The 21,491-nt window shown below is 60.2% G+C and carries 18 protein-coding genes and 2 pseudogenes; 4 read left to right on the top strand and 16 right to left on the bottom strand.

Features of this window, described 5'->3' with window-relative positions; genetic code table 11:
• Positions 1 to 313 precede the first annotated feature (313 nt).
• Both JEY66_RS35035 and JEY66_RS35030 read left to right on the top strand, forming a co-directional pair.
• Complete coding sequence (locus tag JEY66_RS35035) at positions 314 to 4,924, top strand: Ulp1 family isopeptidase (protein WP_248887578.1); 4,611 nt, start codon at positions 314 to 316, stop codon at positions 4,922 to 4,924.
• A gap of 65 nt (positions 4,925 to 4,989) precedes the next feature.
• Entirely contained in the window at positions 4,990 to 5,202 is a 213-nt protein-coding gene (locus JEY66_RS35030) for an IS66 family transposase (RefSeq protein WP_157183419.1), read from the top strand.
• Here the strand turns inward: JEY66_RS35030 and JEY66_RS35025 are convergent.
• The 6 genes and pseudogenes from JEY66_RS35025 to groES form a co-directional block, all read right to left on the bottom strand.
• A pseudogene (locus JEY66_RS35025) lies at positions 5,169 to 5,335 on the bottom strand (IS630 family transposase); the annotation flags it as partial. The gene JEY66_RS35030 and the pseudogene JEY66_RS35025 sit on opposite strands and share 34 nt — an antisense overlap.
• Before the next feature lie 188 nt (positions 5,336 to 5,523).
• Positions 5,524 to 6,717: an amino acid aminotransferase gene (locus JEY66_RS35020; RefSeq protein ID WP_018270017.1), complete on the bottom strand. Its 1,194-nt coding sequence runs from the start codon at positions 6,715 to 6,717 to the stop codon at positions 5,524 to 5,526.
• Positions 6,718 to 9,078: 2,361 nt separating this feature from the next.
• Positions 9,079 to 9,303 (bottom strand): hypothetical protein, encoded by a 225-nt coding sequence (locus tag JEY66_RS35015; protein WP_026192343.1) that lies wholly within the window; start codon positions 9,301 to 9,303, stop codon positions 9,079 to 9,081.
• A 217-nt stretch (positions 9,304 to 9,520) separates the two neighbouring features.
• Entirely contained in the window at positions 9,521 to 9,940 is a 420-nt protein-coding gene (locus JEY66_RS35010) for a phasin family protein (RefSeq protein WP_244620918.1), read from the bottom strand.
• 399 nt (positions 9,941 to 10,339) lie between these two features.
• Entirely contained in the window at positions 10,340 to 11,980 is a 1,641-nt protein-coding gene (groL, locus tag JEY66_RS35005) for a chaperonin GroEL (protein WP_018270021.1), read from the bottom strand.
• 87 nt (positions 11,981 to 12,067) lie between these two features.
• Positions 12,068 to 12,382 (bottom strand): co-chaperone GroES, encoded by a 315-nt coding sequence (gene groES / locus JEY66_RS35000; RefSeq protein ID WP_016845959.1) that lies wholly within the window; start codon positions 12,380 to 12,382, stop codon positions 12,068 to 12,070.
• A 291-nt stretch (positions 12,383 to 12,673) separates the two neighbouring features.
• Between groES and JEY66_RS34995 the strand changes: the two genes are divergently transcribed.
• A complete protein-coding gene (locus JEY66_RS34995) occupies positions 12,674 to 12,970 on the top strand; it encodes a hypothetical protein (protein ID WP_018270022.1) in 297 nt (98 codons plus the stop codon).
• Between the two features lie 466 nt (positions 12,971 to 13,436).
• On the opposite strand, the gene JEY66_RS34990 is transcribed toward JEY66_RS34995, so the two are convergent.
• The 7 genes and pseudogenes from JEY66_RS34990 to JEY66_RS34960 form a co-directional block, all read right to left on the bottom strand.
• The gene (locus tag JEY66_RS34990) at positions 13,437 to 14,387 is read right to left on the bottom strand and encodes an oxygenase MpaB family protein (protein WP_018270023.1); all 951 of its coding nucleotides are present in this window, start codon (positions 14,385 to 14,387) and stop codon (positions 13,437 to 13,439) included.
• Between the two features lie 331 nt (positions 14,388 to 14,718).
• A pseudogene (locus JEY66_RS45575) lies at positions 14,719 to 14,843 on the bottom strand (DUF932 domain-containing protein); the annotation flags it as partial.
• Between the two features lie 449 nt (positions 14,844 to 15,292).
• Entirely contained in the window at positions 15,293 to 15,520 is a 228-nt protein-coding gene (locus tag JEY66_RS34980) for a hypothetical protein (RefSeq protein WP_018270024.1), read from the bottom strand.
• Positions 15,521 to 15,577: 57 nt separating this feature from the next.
• Positions 15,578 to 15,865 (bottom strand): hypothetical protein, encoded by a 288-nt coding sequence (locus JEY66_RS34975; RefSeq protein WP_141382003.1) that lies wholly within the window; start codon positions 15,863 to 15,865, stop codon positions 15,578 to 15,580.
• Between the two features lie 148 nt (positions 15,866 to 16,013).
• Entirely contained in the window at positions 16,014 to 16,637 is a 624-nt protein-coding gene (locus JEY66_RS34970) for a protein kinase domain-containing protein (protein ID WP_080586168.1), read from the bottom strand.
• Positions 16,577 to 17,446, bottom strand: coding sequence for a hypothetical protein (locus JEY66_RS34965; RefSeq protein WP_026192345.1), 870 nt, complete (start codon positions 17,444 to 17,446; stop codon positions 16,577 to 16,579). The genes JEY66_RS34970 and JEY66_RS34965 overlap by 61 nt, the downstream gene beginning before the upstream one ends.
• Entirely contained in the window at positions 17,431 to 18,558 is a 1,128-nt protein-coding gene (locus tag JEY66_RS34960) for a type IV toxin-antitoxin system AbiEi family antitoxin (RefSeq protein ID WP_018270027.1), read from the bottom strand. Before JEY66_RS34960 ends, JEY66_RS34965 begins: the two co-directional genes overlap by 16 nt.
• A 320-nt stretch (positions 18,559 to 18,878) precedes the next feature.
• Here JEY66_RS34960 and JEY66_RS34955 point away from each other — a divergent pair, with 320 nt between their 5' ends.
• Complete coding sequence (locus tag JEY66_RS34955) at positions 18,879 to 19,238, top strand: hypothetical protein (RefSeq protein WP_026192347.1); 360 nt, start codon at positions 18,879 to 18,881, stop codon at positions 19,236 to 19,238.
• Positions 19,239 to 19,287: 49 nt separating this feature from the next.
• Here JEY66_RS34955 and JEY66_RS34950 read toward each other — a convergent pair whose 3' ends face one another.
• Genes JEY66_RS34950 through JEY66_RS34940 form a run of 3 tightly spaced genes read right to left on the bottom strand, consistent with a single transcriptional unit; the run spans position 19,288 to position 21,164 of the window.
• Complete coding sequence (locus tag JEY66_RS34950; RefSeq protein WP_018270029.1) at positions 19,288 to 20,601, bottom strand: DUF2130 domain-containing protein; 1,314 nt, start codon at positions 20,599 to 20,601, stop codon at positions 19,288 to 19,290.
• Between the two features lie 24 nt (positions 20,602 to 20,625).
• Positions 20,626 to 20,967, bottom strand: coding sequence for a helix-turn-helix domain-containing protein (locus JEY66_RS34945; protein WP_018270030.1), 342 nt, complete (start codon positions 20,965 to 20,967; stop codon positions 20,626 to 20,628).
• Positions 20,964 to 21,164, bottom strand: coding sequence for a type II toxin-antitoxin system RelE/ParE family toxin (locus tag JEY66_RS34940; protein WP_018270031.1), 201 nt, complete (start codon positions 21,162 to 21,164; stop codon positions 20,964 to 20,966). The genes JEY66_RS34945 and JEY66_RS34940 overlap by 4 nt, the downstream gene beginning before the upstream one ends.
• Positions 21,165 to 21,491: the final 327 nt, after the last annotated feature.

The raw sequence follows: 21,491 nt of genomic DNA, 5'->3' as shown, positions 1-21,491 counted from the left end.
CCCACAGAACCGTTCTTCGGGAGGTTCCTTATCGATTTCCGGCCATGGGGCAGCCTGCGTGTCCGCTGCAGGAAGTCGGCTGCTCCGCGTCAGGTTCTCGACAGATATCGCACATAGAGCAGGGTTTCCAGAGGCGATCATAGCTGGCGATCGCTGCAAGAAGACTGAAGCGCGCGGTCGGAGTGCTTCGACGCGGCATTTTGGGGCGTTCACGATAGTTTTCTGCTGGGTTCGATGCCGCCGAGTCGATTCCGTGGCAAATCACAACCGACCTCAGGCTTCAAATTGGCCTATAGTCCGAAAGTGAGAACGAATGAAGTTCGAATCCACCAACTGGGTGCGTCAACAATCGGACACCGCGTGCCCGAGCTCACCGGCTCCGTCCACAGATGCGGCGGCCTTTGAGCAGCAGCTGAGCGAGATCGCTGTCCCGTCTGCTCCCGTGCTCATGCAGGTCCGCGCCCATCAAGCGGAGGCATCGCGATCTGAGGCGCATGCCGGAAAGGATGAGGCGGTGCTGGGCGCCGCAGCGCTCCAGACCGCTCAGTCAAATTGGGTCTTGGTAGGTCGCAGCAAGGATCCGCTTTATGCTAAGGATGCGCGCCTTATTTCCGGCCTTAAGCAGGCGCTCCTGGGAGCCGCCGAGAGCACTGCCACGAGCTACGTCGGTTACCTGCTCAGCTTGAGCCGCTGGCTCTTTGCAAACAACAAGCCGGGCATCGCTGATCGGCTTCATGACGAGTCGATGGACAAGAATGTCGAGGAGTTCATAACCAAAGGTGGGGCGGCGAACGTCCGTTGGGCACTAGCTCATCTGCGGACCTCTCAATTGACGGGGGGAGTCGTACCGATCGCAGGCCGCCCTGACCTCACTCCTTATCCCAAGGACGGAACTCTCATCAAAGAATACAGACAGCAAGCAGTGGCGGCCGGAACTTCAAGCACCGCCAAGACCTATGCATCCATTCTCACGGATTTCAGCCACTACCTTCGTGCAAACAACAAGCCTGGCATTGCTGCTCGGCTTCAGGACGAGAAATGGAACGAGGACGAACCGCTCAATGAAGAGATCAAGCGCTACAAGGACGCCGGGGGTAACAAAAGTATCGGCGCGGCACTTGATCATCTCCGTAATGGAGCGAGAAAACTCAACGGTCCGCCTTTTCATCCCGAAGACGCGCCCTTGATTTCCGGACTTCAAGAAGCACTCGTTAAGGCTGGGTACGAGGAGATCACCGTTAAGACGAATTATGTTCGTCCTCTTCGCAGATTCAGCCAGTGGCTCTTTGCAAAAAACGAGCCGGGAGTGGCTGCTCGGCTTAACGACGAATCGCTCAGCAGCGACGCTGCGATCTTCGATCAAGGTCGCAGGCACCTCGTTCTTACCGCACTAGATCGTCTCCGCGCCTCTCAGTCGCCGGGCGGAGTCGCGTCAATCACTGCCCGGGCAGGGGGCATTGAGGCCGCGGCTAAGCAGGGCGGGTCGCAGCCCGCCTTCAGTTGGCCAGCGGCACTCGCTGAGGGGGATGATCGAGAGTTATTCTTTGGGACGGTCGACGAAGCCGGTGCATCGTCGTGTCTTCAGCCACCGCGGGATAGCCTGGCATTGAATCCTGCAGAGTCCCCTCATCCCGTGAACTGGCGCCACCAGGACGACGAGCTGACGAATGAACGTTACCGCGACATCCTCGTGCCAGGCGAGCAGATTCCCATCATGCGGGCGAGCGGGCAGCCATCTACGCCGCTTCCGCACGGTCAAGGCGGTGGAACGATGCTGAATGCCTCGGCGCTACCGCCCGGCCATGCAAAATTGGTTTTCGCAGGTAGCAGCCTAGATCCTGTTTATTGCGAAGATGCCTCTCTTATTGAGGGGCTGAGGCCGGCACTCATCAAAGCTGGGGCCTCCGAGAGCACGGTCGGTCGCAATCTACGTGGTCTTTTCAGCTTGGGGCATTGGCTCGTGAAGAACGACAAGCCGGGCATTGCTTCCCGGCTTTACGACAAGTCGCTGGACAAGGATGCCCAGGAGTTCGCCGAGAAGGAGGAGCAGGCCATCGCTGCCCCACTGGATTATCTTCGAGCCTCCCAATCGCCGGGCGGCATCACGCCGTTTGCAAGCCGGGTAGAGCAGAATCCCTATCCCCAGGATGCGGATCTCATCAAAAGGTACAAGGAAGAAGCACCCCCGAGCACCGCCAACACCGCCAGGAGCTATGCAACTCTTCTTATCGATTTCAGTGATTACCTCCGTGAAAACGATAAGCCCGGCATTGCTGCTCGGCTTGGCCACGGCTCGCTGGATAAAGATGTCAATCGGTATAAGGAGGTGGACCCCCATGGCCGCAGTAAAGCCGGAGCCGCACTGGCTCATCTCCTGAAGTCGCCGGCGGGTGCTACAGCGATCGAACTCCTGCGTCATATTCGCCCCCTGCCTGATCTCGAAGACGCGGTTCGCGCCGAGATGAAGCCGACCCTCTCCGCGGCTGCGCAGCACAGCGGGTCGAACGGAGCTGTCAGCTGGCCGAAGATTCTGCCTGCGAACCAGCAGGATCTGCCTTTAGAGACGATGGACGGACCCAGCCCCTCGCCGCCTCCGCAGGGCGACGCGGTTGAGCGGCCGCTGATGCAGATCCCATCCCATCAACTGGCGACGTCACCAGCGCAGAGACAAGCTCCGGCGTCGTCGCCGGACGAGCTGATCGGCGAGCAGCTTCCGGCCGAAGACGCGGAACTCTTGACGAGGTTTCGCGTGCACGCCGAGAGGCGCAAGCTTACCCCAGGGGCCATCAACAACAATGTTTCCGGACTTGGGACTTTTGTCCGCTGGGTTAACGCAAGTCATCGGGGCCCTGTAGCTTCTCGGCTGCGAGACGGTTCATCGCTCGATGAGGAAATAGCGAAGTACAGGAGCTTGGGCCGTGACCCCCAGAACCGCATTAGGTCGGCTGTGGACGTTCTCCGGCGGCTGCTGCGTGGGGGGGAAGAAGTCGAAGCACCCGAACCCCGCGTCCTCGGTGCCCCCCGTCGCCTAGTTCCTCATCCAGAAGATGCGCCCCTCATCGAGGGCGCGCTGAGCCAAGCTCTGAAAGATCTTAAAACTCCGACTGCGAAGCTGAGGCAGTCCGCGCAACAGCGGGCGAGGCGTCTTCGTGCGCTGAGTGCGTGGCTGAGAGGAAATGGCAAAGGGAGCATCATCGGGCGGCTAAACGGCTCCAGCAGGCAGCAGGTATCCCTCGACAATGACGTAGTAGCATTCCAATGGACTGGAGGCAGAGTACACGGTCCCGATCTGTCGCATCTTCGCAGCTACTTGAAACTCGTCGAGGCGAACCGAGAGCTGGGGCTGCCAGGCCCTGAGCAGCCGAGCTCGCCGGCCGCGCAGGGCGATCGGTTTTCCGGCTCTTCGCGGGATCTTCCCTCAACGCCGGCCAGCCTAAGCGCTGGAGCTTGGGTTTGGTTGAGTGAACAGTTGCAAGAACCAGGATCACCATCCAGGCCCGCGTCAAATGCTAAGGGCAGGCTTGAGCCATTTGTTGATCTGAATGCGCCACCGCCGTCCGAGTTGCGCGAGGATGCTCAGTTTGCGCCAGCCGATCCTTCCAGGGTTCGCTCAGACACCTACGCTGGTCTTGAGCCATTTGTTGATCTGAATGCGCCAACGCCCTCCGAGTTGCGCGAGGATGCTCAGTTTGCGCCAGCCGATCCTTCCAGGGTTCGCTCAGACACCTACGCTGGTCTTGAGCCATTTGTTGATCTGAATGCGCCAACGCCCTCCGACTTGCGGGACGATGCTCAGTTTGCGCCAGCCGATCCTTCCAGGGTTTGCTCAGACACCTACGCTGGTCTTGAGCCATTTGTTGATCTGAATGCGCCAACGCCGTCCGAGTTGCGGGACGATGCTCACTTTGCGCCAGCTGATCCTGCCAGGGTTCGCTCAGACACCTACGCTGGTCTTGAGCCATTTGTTGATCTGAATGCGCCAACGCCGTCCGAGTTGCGGGACGATGCTCACTTTGCGCCAGCTGATCCTGCCAAGGTTCGCTCAGACACCTACGCTGGTCTTGAGCCATTTGTTGATCTGAATGCGCCAACGCCGTCCGAGTTGCGGGACGATGCTCACTTTGCGCCAGCTGATCCTGCCAGGGTTCGCTCAGACACCTACGCTGGTTCTGTATCATTTGTTGGTCGGGATGCGCCCAGACCGCAGGTGATTGATCTAAATCCGCCCACGCTGCCGGAGCTGCGTGATGATGCTCGTTCTGCGCCTTTCCCGCGCACATCCGCCGATGCTCAAATCGGGGCTATGGATCCGACAGCCTCCTCCTACGGCCGCAGTAGACTAGAGCTCGGTGCCAAGGAATGGCTGGGCGACAAGCATATCAACAGGGATTACGAGCTCCTAGCGGAGGAGTTGCGGCGGAGCCGTCCGGAACTCGCCGCCCTGACGCAGTTCGTGGACCCCCTGATAGCTCACTATCGACTGCGCTTCGGCGCCGAGCCCGACATGCTCCGCGCGTTGAAGCGCATCGGCTACGATCCAAATGGTAATGGTCCCGACTTCCTGTTCCTGCCAGTGAACGACGCTATGGATCCTAATCGCCCCGGCACGCATTGGTCGCTGCTGCTCCTTGATTGCCACACGCAAGGAGAGCCGGTTGCCTATCACTACGACTCTGTCCGGGGACACAACCACGAGGCGGCAGCGCAGCTCGCACGACGGCTGCGTGCCCGCCTGGAGTCACCCAGCATGGCCCAGCAGCGGAACAGCTATGATTGCGGCGTCTTTGTGGTGGACGGCACGCGGGCGCTGGTTCGACGATTGGCCCAAGGAGAGCGGCCAGCGCACGAGCCGCTGCACCTTGACAACCTCGTCGCCAATCGGCGGTCCCTCCAGATTCGACTGGCTCATCCCGGCTTGGGCTAATGGAGCTGGCTGGAGTGGCTCTCCCGGACACTACACCGGGGGGCTCGCCCAAGCGAGCCGCCTGTTTGGCCGCGGAAGCCGAAGCCCAGGGGGCCTTGCTGATCGAGAAGCTCAAACTCACGATCAAGAAGCTCCGCCACGAGCAGTTCGGACAGTCCTCCGAGCGACGCGCATTGCTGGAGCAGCTCGAGCTAAAGCTCGCCAAGGTGGAGGAGACCGCGGCGCAAGCTAGAGCATTCGCCGATCATGTTGCAGCGTATCCTGCGGCGATGAAGTAGTTGCGGCATTCGGTTGCTGTGAAGCGATCAATGATGCCACCTTCGCGGTCCAGAGGCCTTCGACGGTTCGTTTTGCGGCCTGACGCAAGAGCGCTTTGAGCTTGGCGAAGGCATTCTCGATCGGATTGAAGTCAGACGTACGCATCCGGCGACGGCCCTGGTCAGGTCGCTTTGGGCGGATCGCCGATTGCGATTAGGCGGCGTGAGCGATGCGCGGAGGGCGCCAGTTCCAAGGCAGGAGTTCGTGGATATGCCTGGAGGGATGATCTGGCAGGCGGGCCAGTAGGGAATCGAACCTTTGACGGCGGTCTGAGGCCTCTATCAAGGTCCATCTCCCCGTGCGGAACTCACAGCCGCCTTGATCGCGCTTGCGACACGCGCCACATCGGTGCGCTTCAAGCCGGCGACGTTGATGCGGCCAGATGTCGGCATGTAGATGCCGTGCTTTTCCCTTAGTTTCAGCACCTCGGTCTGTGAGAGGGGCAGAATGGAAAACATGCCCTCTTGCGAGCCGATGGCGACGGCATTCGACCATCTTCCTCCCAATGCGTCGACGAAAGATTTTCGCAACGCGAGGAGGCGATGACGCATCGATTCCAACTCTTCACGCCAGTCCCGGCATAGTTCGGGGGAGCAGAGGATGGTCTTCACGATTGCGGCGCCGTGATCGGGCGGCATTGAGTAGCTGGCGCGGGCGATAGCAACAAGATTGGACCGAGCAGTCTCTGAAGCTGATTGCAAAGACGCGACCGCAAACACCGCGCCCGTACGCTCGCGATATAGTCCAAATGATTTCGAGCAGGACACCGCGATAAGCGCCTCTGGAACGGCAGAAATTGTCGAACGAAGCGCGGCGACGTCTTCGTCGAGCCCGGCACCGAAACCCTGATAGGCAAGATCAATCAACGGCGTAAGCCCGCGCGCAGCGATCATCGCGGTGATCCGACGCCAGTCGTCCGCCGTCAGCACAGCGCCGCTCGGGTTGTGACAACAAGCATGGAGCAAAACTGCGTCGCCGGGCTCGGCCTGTTGTAGTGCATTCATCATGCTGTCAACTAGAATGGTCTGCGAGGCAACATCAAAGAATGGATAAGTCTCGACCGAGAGACCGGCACCCGAGAAAATTCCTGCATGATTTGGCCAACTCGGTTGACCTAGCCAGATCTTACCCTGTCCGGTCCCGCGAATCAGATCGGCAGCGAGCCGCAAAGCACCCGAGCCACCGGGTGTCTGCACACCAGAGGCGTGGATGGTTGCCGTATGCCCGCCAACCAACGACCACAGCAAATCAAGGAATGTTTGATCACCCTCCGGCGCCACGTACGCCTTAGTGTTCTGGGTCTCGCAAATCAGGTGCTCCGCAGCCTTTACGGCACGAAAGATCGGCGAATGACCGGCCTCGTCGCGATAGACGCCGACCCCAAGGTCGATCTTGTCTGGTCGGGGATCTGCGTCAAAGAGCCCAATCAGCGCAAGCAGGGGATCGTTGGGTTTACGGCTTAATGTTTCAAACATTGTCGGCTTTCTTGATCGAGCGGAAACCGGCCGCATTTGACCGGATGGTTGGCTGCGTTCAGAAGTCAGAGAGTCGCGGCGCAAAGCCACGCGTCATAGTCGCGCGTACTCCTTGGCGCGACGTCCGTTTTGCAGGACGAAGTTTTCGAGTTCTGGCCGCCCAGCGCCCGCGCACGACAACGGTCCCGGCTTGCGACGGGCTGGGTCGCGATGGCCCACCACGCATCAGTTCGGGTTCAAGGTGTTGCCAAATCGAATCGCTGCCGAAATCGGAAGCTTCCGCAGCTCGGGATGGCTCTGCCCGCGATGGCGCGGGTGCGATCTCCTGCCAAATCCGATCCTGGTCGTAATCGGGGGCTTCGGCCAGCGCCTGCAATGCGCTCGGCTCATGCTCAAAGCCCGCTGAATCGGAGGACCGTGGTGCGTCGGGCCGTGGGCTCGTGTTCGCTGGGTCTGTTGGGTTGAAATCCATGCTGTCTATCCTCTCAAATGACTGAGCCGCGCGAGCCCTCGTTCGACGAAGGTCGTTCGCGTTGCGACCTGCGGAAAACTATTTCAAAGGCTCGCGTTGAGCGCCGGCCTCCGAGTTACGGCCAAATGGTGCCAAGCACGCTTCCGGTCGAGCATCGAGTACCCCGAAAGGTGCACGTCCACTGCGTTCACTGGACGGCATCGCCGTCTAGGCATCCGCGCTTTCATGGTGTGGCGCTCAGCTTTCCAGAAGCTGACGGGCAGATGGATTTAGGCCGATAGGACAAGACTGATTTTCGTCGTAAACTGCGCAGTGCCACGGTGAGTAGGCCGGGGAACTCTTGCCACCGGCACCGGGTCACCGGAGGCGGTCGTCCCGCCCCCGGTTTCCAGAACGTGGCGTATGGATTTACCGTACCGACGCTCTTCGACAGTTGGGTCACAGCACTGCAAGCGCCTGCAGCTCCCCACAAGGGAGGCGTAGCCTTCCGCCACTGGCATGCACGGCGCCGATATCGGTATGTTGCACTCGATCGATTGTAAGAATCGATTTGTTGCACACTTCAATCCCTGATCGCCGCGTAACTAGCCTCGGCATCCTAGAAGAGGTGCCGTTCGCGTTTTAGATTTCATTTCGCGGAGGTTGCGCCTCCTCGTAATCACCGATCTTGCGTAGCCCAGAGTGCCTTCCAAAAGCAAAGCCGGAGTGTCAAACGCCATCCGGAACTGCTCCCTCATATTGCCTTAGATGAGAATGTTACCGAAGCGCACCCTGGTGTCTTCTGGATCGCGTGACGCGAGTCGGAGCAAGCCGCTCGCGAAGCGCGCCCTCCAGATCGCCCGGAGCGAGCGGCTTGCGGTGATTCGGCGAAAGAACCTGTCGGCATTAGATAGTAAGAGACGAAGCTTGGACCGATAGTTTGATCTCTGTGCTGCTGATGAGCTGTCGAGCGGAATTTGATCGCCAGTTCTTCACCAATCGCTGCACCGTACGCCGCTGATGGCGGCCGAACCGACCGGGCGCATGCGCTTGCAGGCGGGTGAGAAGATCGACCGCGGACAAGTGCGGAGCCGCGGTGAGCCATTCCTCAATGATGGGAATGTAGGGGTCGAGCATCGATGGCCGACGTGGCACAGGTTTGCGCCGCACGTAGCGGCGCCGATGAATACCCCGCTGCTCACCCTGTTTCCAACATCGCCGAGCTCGCGGGCAAAGCCCGCCAAGTCGCTTTGCACCGGCGCGACAGCCATCGTTAGCTTTCCAGCCCGCTGATCAACGCGCTTGCGCGGCTCATTTTGAGCATCCCGCGTCTGTGCCAGCAATGCCACCGGATCAGGCGTGCGGTAAATTTCCCGCAGCCGACGTTTGAGTGCCTCATCGAGCCGCGGGTGGACCAATGCTCCCTATGGGAGTCGAATCGGTTGATGTTGGATGACGTCGCCTCTTCAAGACCTCTTACAAATAGCAAAGGCCTTCTCGAATTGCTCTTCTTGCCCGGTGGCTTGCTCGTCATACTGAATGTGAGGTGCGGGTACTTCTTTCATCTTCGCATCATCCGCTTGAAAAGATCGGCCGCGAGACGTCGGAAGATGCTAGATATGCACGAAATACCTCGCGCGAACACGACTTGTATGATGGCTATCAGATCCTGCAGTATCATCTCAAGCAAATGCGGTACAGATCGTACGTAGATCCATCTGGCTCAACGGGACCGAGTCTTCTCTGAGAAGCTCCAACGATACGCCTGCGCTATCAAGATCGACCTTTGAGCTGTCGATTCCGCGTATATTTATTTCTTGCAGGCTAAGTGGACTTCGCAGTGCCATTGCCCTCGGCGCTGCTGCCTTGGCGGCGGCCCTGTCGTGCTCTCTACACAGCAGGCCGCTCGCCTACTCGACGCCGATGCTGAAGGGGCAGATTGGCGGGAAGTTGCGCGCGTTGTTCGCCGCGAGCCTCACAGCGGTGCGCAGCGCCCGCAGGACCGTCGCCACGCACCACTTCGGCCACGTCGTCCGGTTCGCGCTGGCGAAATTCTTCGCGATCACCACGCCACCCAATTCGATGTCGCGCTGGCGATACGCGGAATGGAGCTGAACATCGCGGGCGCGTCGCACGGCTTTTTTGCCGCTGTCGCGCCTGGACGGACTCAAAGAAAACGGCCCCGGCGGGGCGGGCCAGGGCCGTCAACTTGGAAGGTGCGTCAGCCAAGTGGGGTCAAGGAAGACGCGAAAACAGTTGTAGCGATCAACCGACCTCATGTTCAACTATATCAAGGTTTAGAGCTGGTGTAGAGCCGTAAGCCTCCTGTGCCGGCCGGCCTGCCGTCCTTCCTCAGGCGGCGTGATGGAGAGCCCTGTCGACGTGCTTCTTGACTTGCCCGCGCATGTCTGTCGTAACCCTCTGGCCGAGCTCCCACAATTCCTTGTTCTGGTCGAAGGCCTTGCGGGCTCGCTCGGTGGACAAGGTCAAGACCTCGGACGCCGATCCGCTGCCAAGCAGATGGGCGAACAAATCGAACGCGAAGGCGGTATTGGCGTGAGAGATTTCGAGCACCTTGAGCCCGTAATCGGTCGCGACGCCCGCGTTGCGCGAGTACGTTTCGCTCAACGCCTCGGTCATCTGTTTAGAGGCTGTGCGCGCTCGAGCAAAGCTCTCCACAGCTAGATCGCCGACCACTCCGGGCAATGCGATCTTCGAGAAACCCAACAACGGCATTCCGAAGATGTTCGTGCCGTTCACCGTGACTTTCATTTCACTTTCACTCAAGGCGCAGTCCCCTTCTCGCGCGAAAGCATCGCTCGCAACGCTTGCATGCGTCACGACAGCGCTGACGCTCCGTGTTAGATTCTGAGTTTTGGGTGAGCTTCGATCCCGCCCCGACACTATTCTGCGGGACGAAGGCGCCACTGTCGGTTCGGTTTGCGACTCTCGCGGAGAATTTCTTGAAATTGTCAAATCAAGCCAACGTATATTTATGGAGAGTGTTGTGCATAACGTGCGTGCTGTGAGCAGCGGAAGGCTCCTGTATCGGCGTGAGGTTGTGCGAAGTATCATCGGCATTGGCTGCGCTACCAGGCAGTTTGCGCGCAAACAAAAACCCTGGCATCGCTGCCGGGGTTTTGCATTTCTTGGATCGCTTGAGCGCGGACTTTAGAAGTCCATGCCGCCCATACCGCCGCCCGGAGGCATCGCGGGGCCGCCGGCGTTCTTCTTCGGCAGTTCGGCAACCATCGCTTCCGTGGTGATCAGGAGCGCGGCAACCGAGGCGGCGTTCTGGATCGCGGTGCGTACGACCTTGGTCGGATCGATGATGCCCTTGCTGACGAGATTGACGTACTCGCCGGTCTGACTGTCGAAGCCGAACGCGTACTGATCCTTCTCCAAGATCTTGCCGACGATGACGGAACCATCCTCGCCCGCGTTGATCGCGATTTGGCGGGCCGGAGCCGACAGCGCCTTGCGCACGATCTCGACGCCGGTCTTCTGGTCGTCGTTCTTGGTGCGGATGCCCTTGAGGTGCTCGGAGGCCCGGAGCAGGGCGACCCCACCGCCCGGCAGGATGCCTTCCTCGACGGCCGCGCGGGTCGCGTGCATCGCGTCATCAACGCGATCCTTGCGCTCCTTCACCTCGACCTCGGTCGCGCCGCCGACGCGGATCACCGCGACGCCGCCTGCGAGCTTGGCGAGGCGCTCCTGCAGCTTCTCACGGTCGTAGTCCGAGGTGGTCTCCTCGATCTGCGCCTTGATCTGGGCTATGCGGGCGTCGATGTCGGCCTTCTTGCCACTTCCGTTGACGATCGTGGTGTTCTCCTTGTCGATCATCACCTTCTTGGCGCGGCCGAGCATCTGCAGCGTGACGTTCTCGAGCTTGATGCCGAGGTCTTCCGAGATGGCCTGGCCGCCGGTCAGGATCGCGATGTCCTGCAGCATGGCCTTGCGGCGATCGCCGAAGCCCGGAGCCTTGACGGCCGCGACCTTCAGGCCGCCACGCAGGCGGTTGACGACGAGGGTGGCGAGGGCTTCGCCTTCGACGTCTTCGGCGACGATGACCAGCGGCTTGCCGGTCTGCACCACGGCCTCGAGCCGCGGCAGCAGCTCGTTCAGCGACGAGAGCTTCTTCTCGTTGATGAGGATGTAGGCGTCGTCCATCTCAACGCGCATCTTGTCGGCGTTGGTGACGAAGTAGGGCGAGATGTAGCCGCGGTCGAACTGCATGCCCTCGACGACGTCGAGCTCGGTCTCGAGCGACTTGGCTTCCTCGACCGTGATCACGCCCTCGTTGCCGACCTTCTTCATGGCGTCGGCGAGGAACTTGCCGATCTCGGCATCGCCGTTGGCCGAAATGGTGCCGACCTGGGCGATCTCCTCGTTCGAGGTGACCTTCTTCGAGTTCTTCTGGAGGTCCGCAACGACGGCTTCGACCGCGAGATCGATACCGCGCTTCAGGTCCATCGGGTTCATGCCGGCGGCGACCGACTTGGCGCCTTCGCGCACGATAGCAGCCGCAAGCACGGTCGCGGTGGTGGTGCCGTCACCGGCAGCATCCGCCGCCTTGGCTGCGACTTCGCGCACCATCTGGGCGCCCATGTTCTCGAACTTCTCCTCGAGCTCCACCTCCTTGGCGACGGCGACGCCGTCCTTGGTGATGCGGGGCGCGCCGAACGACTTCTCGAGCACCACGTTGCGGCCCTTCGGACCGAGGGTGACCTGCACGGCGTTGGCGAGAATGTCGACGCCGCGCAACATGCGGTCTCGCGCTTCTACGCCGAACTTGACTTCCTTGGCTGACATAATCGAACTTCCTCAGTTTAATTTCTCATCCTTCCTTCGACGCGCCCGGCAAGGCGTTCGTCAGGGGGAGTGGTGGCGAGCGCTGGACTAGGCGGCTTTCTTCTTGGAAAACACATCGGTGAGAACACCCATGATGTCGCTCTCCTTCATGATCAACAGCTCCTGACCGTCGACCTTGACCTCGGTGCCTGACCACTTTCCGAACAGCACGCGATCGCCGACCTCCACGTCGATCGGAATCAGCTTACCGGTCTCGTCACGGCCGCCTGGGCCAACCGCGACGACTTCGCCCTGCGAGGGCTTTTCCTTGGCTGTGTCGGGAATGATGATGCCGCCAGCAGTCTTCTCTTCGGCGTCGATACGCTTGACCACGACGCGGTCGTGAAGCGGACGGAAATTCATGCGATCCTCCTTGGCTTTTGTGATTATTGTTGGATTGGCAGTCGCAATAAGCGAGTGCTCACCGCTTCTCACATAAGTCTGTGACACTCCGGCGCAAGAGCTTGGACCATGTCGCCTGTTCGCCCTTGGTGTCTGAACCGTGCCCCTCACTTTGCCGGGGCTGTTTTGGGCAGGATCGGACGTGGCTGCGGGCATACTAAATCGACGCACCAACGCGGAAGTAGGTCCTAGCCCAGCATAGGCCCAATATGCTTTGATGCGCCGGTTGGGACTGAGACGCATGGGTGGCTGATGTACATCTTCATTCGAACGTACACCAAGGTTCGTTCGGTTGCGGATGCTGCTCGCCGCGCCAAAAGCGGGATCGGTCAGATCCTAAGGGAATCGCACGGATTCAGATCTTATTACGTATTGGATGGGGGCGATGGCGTCGGTGTCGCTGTGATGATATTCGAGGACCGCGAAAGCGCCAATGCTGCGAACGATAAAGTGCTGGATTTCGTTCAAGCAAGCCTGCATGACCTTAATCTTGGAGACCCCGAAATCATCGCCGGGGAAGTTTTGGTGAAGATAGAATCTGATGCGTAAGTCTTTCGCGTTTCGGTTGTCGCGAGAGGACCGGACTTCTCCGTGTGCGGTCCTCTACCGCCGCTCGTGACCCGAGGCGACAGCCGGGAGGCCGATTCATTGGTGCAAACGACGCATTCTTTGAAGCGACGCTCCTCGGTCGTAGGGGAGGCCTAAGAGGCGGCGGGAGTTCACAAACTTGTCGATCGACCGGAGCAAGTGGTCGGCAGGGACGTGTCTTTCGACCAAGAACTCATAAAACAATGCAGCCTGTTCCTCCGTCCCGTCGACGTAAAAGTTGACCCTGAAACGGCGACGTCGACCGGCATGGCCGGTTCTGTTGCGGAAGGTGACAACATAGGCAGGTGGGGCAGCGTCGGCCCGTCCAGCCGCGTTCCGCCGAACTCGAGTTCCTGGTCCGGTCGTGCAGGACCGCGAGCGCGGTATAAAGGGATCGCCGCTACGTCCGCGGTTGTCCCGGACTGCGTCACCTGTTCCAGCGCTCTTCCAACCTAGGGCGTCCTATCCATGCCCTGTTCAGACACCGGGTTGTCCAGCCCAGCTGCGGCGTTCCCTGCAGTCGTGCTCGAGCTTCCTGGTAGGGGCCGACGTAGCGAAGCTGGGTCGGTATTTTGGGATAGATGCGACGTATTCGTGCAACGGCACGCTCTGCGGCCTTCCTGTCGCGCTCGTCACAGGCAAATCCAAAGCCGGTGCGCAACCGGTCCGGTAGCAGCTCGGCACTCAGGGTTTGATACCAGCGCGGCGGCCGCAACCATGGTCGCCCGCCGGCGAAGATCTGTCGGGCCACCTCGCGCGCGGCGGTGCTGACGGACAATGTATCCGATTGCATTATCGCCGCGGTGTAGGCGGCGAACGCGTCCCAATCCGCCGGCAAGTCGCTCGACGTCAGCCCGAACAATGCCCCAAACAGCCGGCTCTCGGCCCAATAGCGCTCGCGCTCTTCGACCGTGAACGGAGGCAGGATCAGGTCATGGACGGCCAGAGCGGTGTCGACGAGGGTCGCGTGAACCCAGCGCAACGCTGCGGCCTCGTTGGCGCGGTAGGGCGAGCCGCTCTCGAACGGACCGATTGCTTCGGGCAGGCGGCCGACGATCATGGTATGGCGGTGGTGCAGGTGCCGGGCTGCGGTAAGGGCCGCATCGAGCGAGCCGAATACCATCGTAAACACTACGTCAAAGGTTCGATGGAAGCGACCGATCGGATCCGCGAAGGTTCGCGAGTGCTCGGCCACGGCGGCGGCGACCCAGGGATGCGCCAGCTGAAGCAGCAAGGCACGACCGGCGCCCAAAAAGGTGATGGCTTCTCGGTCGATCCGCCAGGTCATCGACCCTGGACCAAAAATGCCCTCGACCGGTCCGGCGGCCCGAGCCCGGACGAAATCAAGAGCGAGCTCAAGGTCGCTTTCGGAGACCAAATGCGCACCTTCCGAAGCAGACAGGGGGCATTCCAGCGGTCCGTGCAGTCTATCGCAATTCAGCAAGCCATAGCTCTCTCAACGTTGTCGCATGATGTCCACCCGCGCGGAATACGGGGGCCTGACATTTGGTCGAACCCCATGCGGGTAAGACTGAGCCGGATGCAGCGGCTGCTACGGCTCGTTTGCTGAAGAAACTGCCCCGCCGCCGCCGTCTTTCATACTTCCTCTCGAAAGCGTATTGTTTCGATCGAACGAGCTCACTTGGCAGCGCTGTCGTTCAGAGTATCTTATTCTTACGGGGCGCTCGAGAGCGTTTTTGATCTGCTCGGCGATTGGTCGTCAGGCCATATTGCAGGTTGATGCCTGCGCGTGCTGCGCAGGAAGCTGCCGCAGGTAAGCGGCCGGCGTGCTAACCTGGCTTGCAAGCTGGCCGAAGCTCCAGTGGGGCGGCGCGCTGGCGTGTCCGATAGGTCCCAGGAACGAGCTTTCGTTGTGGACGTAGACCAGCCAGAACATCCGATGCCCTCGTCGATAAAAGGCCTCGCGTGCGTTGCGTTCGTCCTCGCTGATCGAGGTGTGCTGCAGTTCCAGAATAGCGGCCATAGTGGTGCCGCTACCGACTAGTACGTCGGCGCGATGAAGCTCTCCGGTCATCGCATCGCGCAAAGCGATCTCGCGACACGATATATCGAAAAGTTCTTTCCAGCCGAGATGCCAAAGTCCTTCCGGCTCACTCCAGGGGTCACAGTCGCCCGCCTTGTGCCGCCAGTGGGGGTGTTCTCGACCGGCATGACGGCGGTGAGCAGACCGCCGCGGTCGCGGCACGTCGTGCGCTCTCCCTTCGTGATGGGTGCGCGTTTCTGGTCGCCGACCCAGGCATAAAGCATGGCTATCGCTCCCCGTTACGCATCGGCTGCTTGAACCCGAACCGCTTCGAAGCCGCCGTCACAGAAGTCTTCGTTGCCAGCTAAGGCTCGATAGAGCTTGGTGAGCCAGTAGTTCGGACCAGACACTTCCTCGAAGTCTTCTGCTCCCTCGATCAGCTTTTCCGCGACGCGCTCCGCATCTTCACCCGTGCCGTAGGCGCGGCGAAGCGCCGGATATTGGCCTCCCAAATGCTCGAGGCCCACCGGCGCGATCGAAGTCTCGCGATCTCATTTGCGGCATTGGGTGATGCCCACGGAGCATCACCCCGAGCGCGCTTTGTTCGAAATCGTGCTGCCGTTGAACCGCTGACCATTTGCTCCGCCGGTGCATTCGGAATGCGCCTTTTTGACCGTAAAACAGCCATTTCCCTGCATTCTCAAACAAAAATCATACGAGACGCGACGCGCGACAAGGCCAAAACTGCTTGCCGCTGGAGCATCACGGGTGCTTCCTGCAAACCGACCCGATCGGAACGAAGGGGCCGTATCAATCTCTATGCGTATGCTGGGAATGATCCCGTAAATGGCGTCGATCCATTGGGGCTTCATGCGATCTCCCCTGAGAGAATGTCTCATATCAAAGACGGGCACGGGGCCAATACGCCAATCTCAGCGGAACGTCGCCGCAGCCTTTGTGACAAAAAAAGGCAACCTGACCTCCGACGGAGTGTGGACCTATACTGATCCGGCTAACGCCCTAGACATCCCGCTTTCCCATTGGCCGGCCTTGTCGAGGGGGACTGGTCGCGTCGACCTCAGTACGCTGCACAGCGCAAAGGGAATCTGCGACCCAAATCGCGTGCCCCTCGCCTGGAAAGAGGATGTTCTCCGGCCTGACGTCGCGGTGGATGATGCAGGCCGCGGGAGCGGCCTGAAGGCCACGGGCGATCTGGATGGCGACCGTCAGCACGTCGTCGAGCCTGCCCCGGTAGCGGTCCACGGCTTTGGTAACCTTGCCGCCCTTGGCGCGCGGCATGACAAGGTTTTGCTGCGCGTCGTCACCGGGAACGGCATCGAGCGCGGAGTGATCGAGCAGCGGCACGATGTTAGGGTGCGAGAGTATCTTGATCGCGTCGACCTTGTCGCGGAAGCGCTCATGGCGCTCGGCGTTGAACACGCGCTTGAGGGCACAGGGCCCTTGGTATTGTCCCATAAGATCTTCGACGAGAATAACCTGGGTCTGGCCACCCTGATCGAGCGTGTCGCCGCTGTTCCATCGGCCGCCAAGGGCCCTTTGTTTTTCCCATGGGCTTGTTCCCGCTAGACCAGCCCCAAGGCCTTCAGCCAGGCCTGCACCTGTCCGAAAGCGTCCTGTTGCCATTGATCGGGGGTACGGTCTCCGAGGAGATTCGTTTCCTCGACGAACTTCCGCACCGACGTTGGGCCGTAGGCATCTTCCTTGACAAACTTTCCGGCGATGTGGGCGTAGCCTTGTTTGCCTTCCGCCAACTCGAGCAGCGGCTTGCAATCCGCGGCGAGCGCCTGCAGCCCGCCGGGGTAATTGCGGATGCAGTAATAGATATCGTAGGCGTCCTTCTGCTTATGCCGGTTTTGGATGGCATAGCCCTTCATGGCCAGAAGAGCCGAGATCGAGGCGATCGCGATCTCGACGCGGTTCTTGCCGCCCGAGGGCATCGAGCCGTCGATCGCCACCATCTGATAAAACTGGAGCGCAAGATCGGCGCCGTCTGCGCGCTGAACGGCCAAATTCTCAATGAGGGCTGGCTTGTTCTTGGTGAGCTCGACATGGCGCGGCATCAGGAAATCGACGATCACGTCGATGGGCGGGCTGCCGTCGTTGGGGACGACCTGTCGCACGAGCTGAAACTTCTTGAGCTCGGTGCGCTGGTCGTAGCCGTTCTCCATTAGGCTTTCGATGAGCGCCTTGTATTCGGCGTCGTCCTTGAGGGCTGCGGCATCGAGCGCGATGTCGATATCGAGCGTGCCGACATGGGCCATGTCCTCGTTCTCAAGCAGGAGCCAGGGCACAGCGCCGCCGATGACCGCGAACTTGCCCTTGAAGCTGCCGAGGATCTGGCCCATTTCGACCAGCACGGATTTCACGGCCGCCGTGGTGCGCTCGTCGTAGTCGGCAGCGGACTGCGGCTCGGGCTTCACTTCTTTTGCCATTGGAGCTTTTCCTCGCGGAGATGCTCGGCGGCTTCCCTTCCGCGCTCTCCGGCTACGTAGAGGTCAAGGTAGGTCTGGACGGGGCTCGTGCACCGGACATACGGCGCGGGCTCGATGGAATCCCGAAAGAGTCCCTCGTCCTCGACTTGCAGGACGCTAACATTCTCACCGCGTGCCGGGGAGGACAAATCAAGGCGCTCTTTGAGTACCGAGAGGCCCTTCTCATCGGCGTAAAAATAGTTGGTACTTATACGGGCGTATGGCGCGAGCCACTGCGCCGCCGAGAAGGAGGCCAGCATGGCCTCACCCTTGCGGCTGGCCTCTTCGAGGACGTTCGGCAGGCGCTGTTGCAAGGCGCTGCCGTGTGAGGTGGTGTAAAAGAGAAGCTGCTGGCCTGGTGGCTTTTCATAGACCGCCCGCCAGCTATCGAGCAGCGCGTCGGGACGAATAAGGCTAAGCCCTTCGCGGTCGGTGCTTGCCCATTCGCGGTCAATCAAGGCATGGCGGACATTGCTGACATGGCCGAGGCTCACATTAGCTTGTTCGGCAAGCTCGGCGACCTTCCAGGCACGTTTGGGATCGCGTAGCAGCAGACGGAGAATCTGGGCGGACTTTGGTGCAAAGATCGATTTGATTTCGCGGCGCTCGGTCGCGGGCTTGAGAGGAACCGCGCGTTCGATGAACACGCCCCCGAAGACCAGACGGCAATTGCCTTCAAAGTCTAGGAAGCCAATATTCTCTTCACGGCAGAGGCCCTGCGCGGCGGGCGACAGGTAGGGCGCGATGACGACGCCGTACGCGCCCTTGTCGAGGCTCTTTACGTAGTGCCGGAGCTGGTCAATCGCGGCCCGCACGATGCGCGGCTGGCCATTGCTCTTGAACTCGCAAACGATCTTCTGGGGGCGTCCATTCGACTTGACTTCAACGAGCAGGTCGAGCTCCCGGCGATGATCAAGGTCAATGACGTTCTGCTTGACGGCCACCACGGAGAGGAACGGGACTTCGGCCAAAACGGCTTGCAGCCGGTGGGCGGCTTCCTTCTCGAATTTCACTGTGGGGTATGGTTTCAGCATTTGCTGAAAATAGGTATACCAGTGAAAATAGTCAAGCAATTTTCACTGAAAGTTTATTTTCAGTATTCGCTGAAATGGCGATTTCGAATGAAAATTAGTTATAACCGATTGACTCTCTTCGACTCCATACGCACTCAGATCCTCCCCCGTCACCGCGCGATCGAAGCCCAAAGGTTCGAGACGACGGCTCGCGTGAGCCCGGTCCCGCTCGCGGGACGCGCCCGATGGCTCGGAACCCACAGAACTCGCGGAAACGGTTTCCCTTCGGCCCTTCGGGTGCCGGATCGGCAAATCCATCCCGCGCGGCCGCCGCTGCCGGCTTCGCTTCCCTTAGCTGCCTCCCGATAAGGTCGAGGTAGATGTCCGCCAATCAGCGTGCCGTTATCGAGCGAATGCTTGCGAGCGGCGAAAGCTGCAATCAAGCCTCGTCCGGACCCGCTTTTCTTTCGCTAAGCGAAGGCGAATTCGGACACCACCTGAAGGCAATTGATAACAATCTCGGAGAGCAGACGGCCATCGTTGCCGACGCATTTTCCAAGTACCTGAAGATGGGCGAAGTCCCGGCGCCGTACTATCCCTGGCGCATTGCCATCATTCTACGGCGCGAAAAGAGATTTGATTTAGAGAAGCTGTTCCTTGCCGCGTGGTGCGGGCATTTCTCCGACGGAAACGGTGTCCGGTGCGCTCAACTAGCCGATCGACTCCGAAAACTGACATAATCGCATCTGCGATTAGCAGTGTGGCTCCGGAGCACCAGCTGCTGCAGTGCTATCCTAGCTTTCGCTCCAGTTCGCTGTCATTTTCCAGCAATGGCACCTCCAAACTCGGAATCTCCGGCATGGCTTTTCCAGCGATGGCCTGAAGGTCGCCGATCATTCCCACCGTGGAATCGATGACGGCCAGTATCTGGGTCTCCCGCTTGGCCCACTGGCGTCCCATAAATTTGCGTTCCTTGTCGAGATCTTCGCGCATGTCGTTGAACTTCTCGACTACGGCGTCGACACGCTGCCGAAATTTCGTTCCCGTCAGGTAGTGGTAGACCTGCTCCATTTTGGTCTGTTGACCTTGTTGGACGAGGCGCGAGGTGCTCACGTCGATCAGCGCTTGGCGGAGCGCAACCGCTACGGGCAATGCGCAACGCGGATGAGCCACCCAGATGCCGTCGACCAGGTCGAACTGCTCGATATGTTTAGGCAAGACATGGGAGATGATCAAGGCGACGTCGGCGCCGGAGCGGCGCTGGTCGTCCCGCAACTTCGCAAGCCAGCCGTCGCTCCACGCCTTGGTACGCTTCGTCTCCCAGAGAATAATGCCAGCAGGCTGGCCAATCGACCCGTTGACCTGCTGGATCACGTCGGCGCCAAGCTCGCCTTTTCCGACCGGCTCAATCGTGTCGGTCGGAAACCGGCCGCGAAGTAATTCCTCCAGCTCAAGCTCCAGCACCTCGCCCTGGGACTGCTGCGATCCTTGTTCAGCCTTGCGTTTCAGCTCCTCGATGGTGCGCGTCATTGATTCAATGGTCTGGTCCTTTTCGGCGACGCGCAGCCGTGCCGCCTCGTCGGCCTCCTGCCTGGCCTTGATCTGGATCGGGTCAATCTGCGCCTGAACGCGTTTCTCAATGGTCAGGTCAAGCTCGCGCTTCTCTTCATCGAGTGCGCGTTGCTTGCGGATGAGTTCGGCCTGCGCCTGCTGCGCCTCCGCCAATTTGGCGTTGTTCGCGTCGAGCATTTGGCGAAGCTCGGCCGCTTCGTTCGTCCGGGCCTGGACTTCGGCCGCGGCTGCCTCGCGCGCCTTTTTCGCTTCTGCGGCGACGAGTTGGCTTCGCTCCGCCGCCAGTCGGCTGGCGACCTGGTCCTCGACCTGTTCACGATCCTTTTGAAGCTTCTCGCGCTCCTGTTGGAGTGCTTCGGTCTTTCGTGCGACCTCGGCGTCCTTGCTGGCGAGTTGTTCCTGGAAACGCTGCCGGGTATCCGCGAGGAGGGGAGCGGCGAGCGATTCGGTGAGCCGAATCTCGTGGTTGCAATTGGGACAGCGAAGGGTAGGTTCATGCGCGGCCCCAGCCGCGGTCGCTTTGAATGTCATGACCCCTCCCGTTCAGCAGTTGTACTAGGCCGGAATGAATGTGATCCGGCCGACCTCGCCACGCTTCCGATGTGGCTTTACCGTTATTTCGACATCCTGATCGAACGCTGTCAGCATCCGCAGCAGCTTTTCCACCGAAACCAGCTTGAAATGCCCCCGAAGCAGTTTGGACAGGTCCGGCTGCTTCATCTCGACGAGTTTGGCGGCTTCGGTCTGGGTAATCTCCCGCTCCGCCATCAACCGCTTCAGCTGGACAACGAGAGCAGCCTTGAGCTGGTGCTCCTCGGCGTTCGGCAGGCCGAGATCGGCGAAAATGTTGCCGGAGCCCCGGCTATGGGCGGGCAGCTTCTTCTTCGTGCTCATCATCGGTCTCCCTTTGTTGCCCTGTGAATGGCCTCGGCGTCGCGTAGGCGCTGCCGGACCAGGTCAATGTGTCTTTGCGGTGTGGCAATGCCGCTGGTGGACTTTTTCTGGAATGCGTGCAGGACGTACAGGACGCCCTCTAAACGCGTTGTGTAGACGGTGCGGTAGGTATCACCGTCGAAATTGTCGCGAATCTCCAAAACCCCGCCAAAGCCTTTAGAGGCTTCGCGTTGCGCGGGTATTCGCCAAGCTGCGCTTCGAAAAGGGACTGGCCGATCTCGCTTCGGACGGCCGCGGGAAATGCCCGCAGGTCTTTCTTGCTCGAACCCACGAATACGGTGGGTTTGATCGTGCGCAGTAGATCATTCACACAATTATAGTAATATACCTATAGTCGCTTGTCAACATCCGCCTACGAAAGGAGCCATCAGGGGGGCGTGCAATTGCCGTCGCCACTATCGGCACAGCCGGCGTAGCCCAGCCAAGTGGCTGGCATCGACGATCTCCATCATGTTGATCAGCGCTGC

The organism is Bradyrhizobium elkanii USDA 76 (genome assembly GCF_023278185.1).
In the GTDB taxonomy this organism is placed as follows: Bacteria; Pseudomonadota; Alphaproteobacteria; order Rhizobiales; family Xanthobacteraceae; genus Bradyrhizobium; species Bradyrhizobium elkanii.
Note: the sequence above shows the minus strand (reverse complement) of the source record. Positions and strands in the feature narration are given on the sequence as shown.

Bases quoted from the DNA above. Each gene is read 5' to 3' on its own strand.
- JEY66_RS35035 (WP_248887578.1), top strand. From the start codon at position 314: ATGAAGTTCGAATCCACCAACTGGGTGCGTCAACAATCGGACACCGCG.
- JEY66_RS35020 (WP_018270017.1), bottom strand. From the start codon at position 6,717: ATGTTTGAAACATTAAGCCGTAAACCCAACGATCCCCTGCTTGCGCTG.
- JEY66_RS35010 (WP_244620918.1), bottom strand. From the start codon at position 9,940: ATGAAAGTCACGGTGAACGGCACGAACATCTTCGGAATGCCGTTGTTG.
- groL (WP_018270021.1), bottom strand. From the start codon at position 11,980: ATGTCAGCCAAGGAAGTCAAGTTCGGCGTAGAAGCGCGAGACCGCATG.
- groES (WP_016845959.1), bottom strand. From the start codon at position 12,382: ATGAATTTCCGTCCGCTTCACGACCGCGTCGTGGTCAAGCGTATCGAC.
- JEY66_RS34995 (WP_018270022.1), top strand. From the start codon at position 12,674: ATGTACATCTTCATTCGAACGTACACCAAGGTTCGTTCGGTTGCGGAT.
- JEY66_RS34975 (WP_141382003.1), bottom strand. From the start codon at position 15,865: ATGAAGCCCCAATGGATCGACGCCATTTACGGGATCATTCCCAGCATA.
- JEY66_RS34970 (WP_080586168.1), bottom strand. From the start codon at position 16,637: ATGGCAACAGGACGCTTTCGGACAGGTGCAGGCCTGGCTGAAGGCCTT.
- JEY66_RS34965 (WP_026192345.1), bottom strand. From the start codon at position 17,446: ATGGCAAAAGAAGTGAAGCCCGAGCCGCAGTCCGCTGCCGACTACGAC.
- JEY66_RS34955 (WP_026192347.1), top strand. From the start codon at position 18,879: ATGTCCGCCAATCAGCGTGCCGTTATCGAGCGAATGCTTGCGAGCGGC.
- JEY66_RS34950 (WP_018270029.1), bottom strand. From the start codon at position 20,601: ATGACATTCAAAGCGACCGCGGCTGGGGCCGCGCATGAACCTACCCTT.
- JEY66_RS34945 (WP_018270030.1), bottom strand. From the start codon at position 20,967: ATGATGAGCACGAAGAAGAAGCTGCCCGCCCATAGCCGGGGCTCCGGC.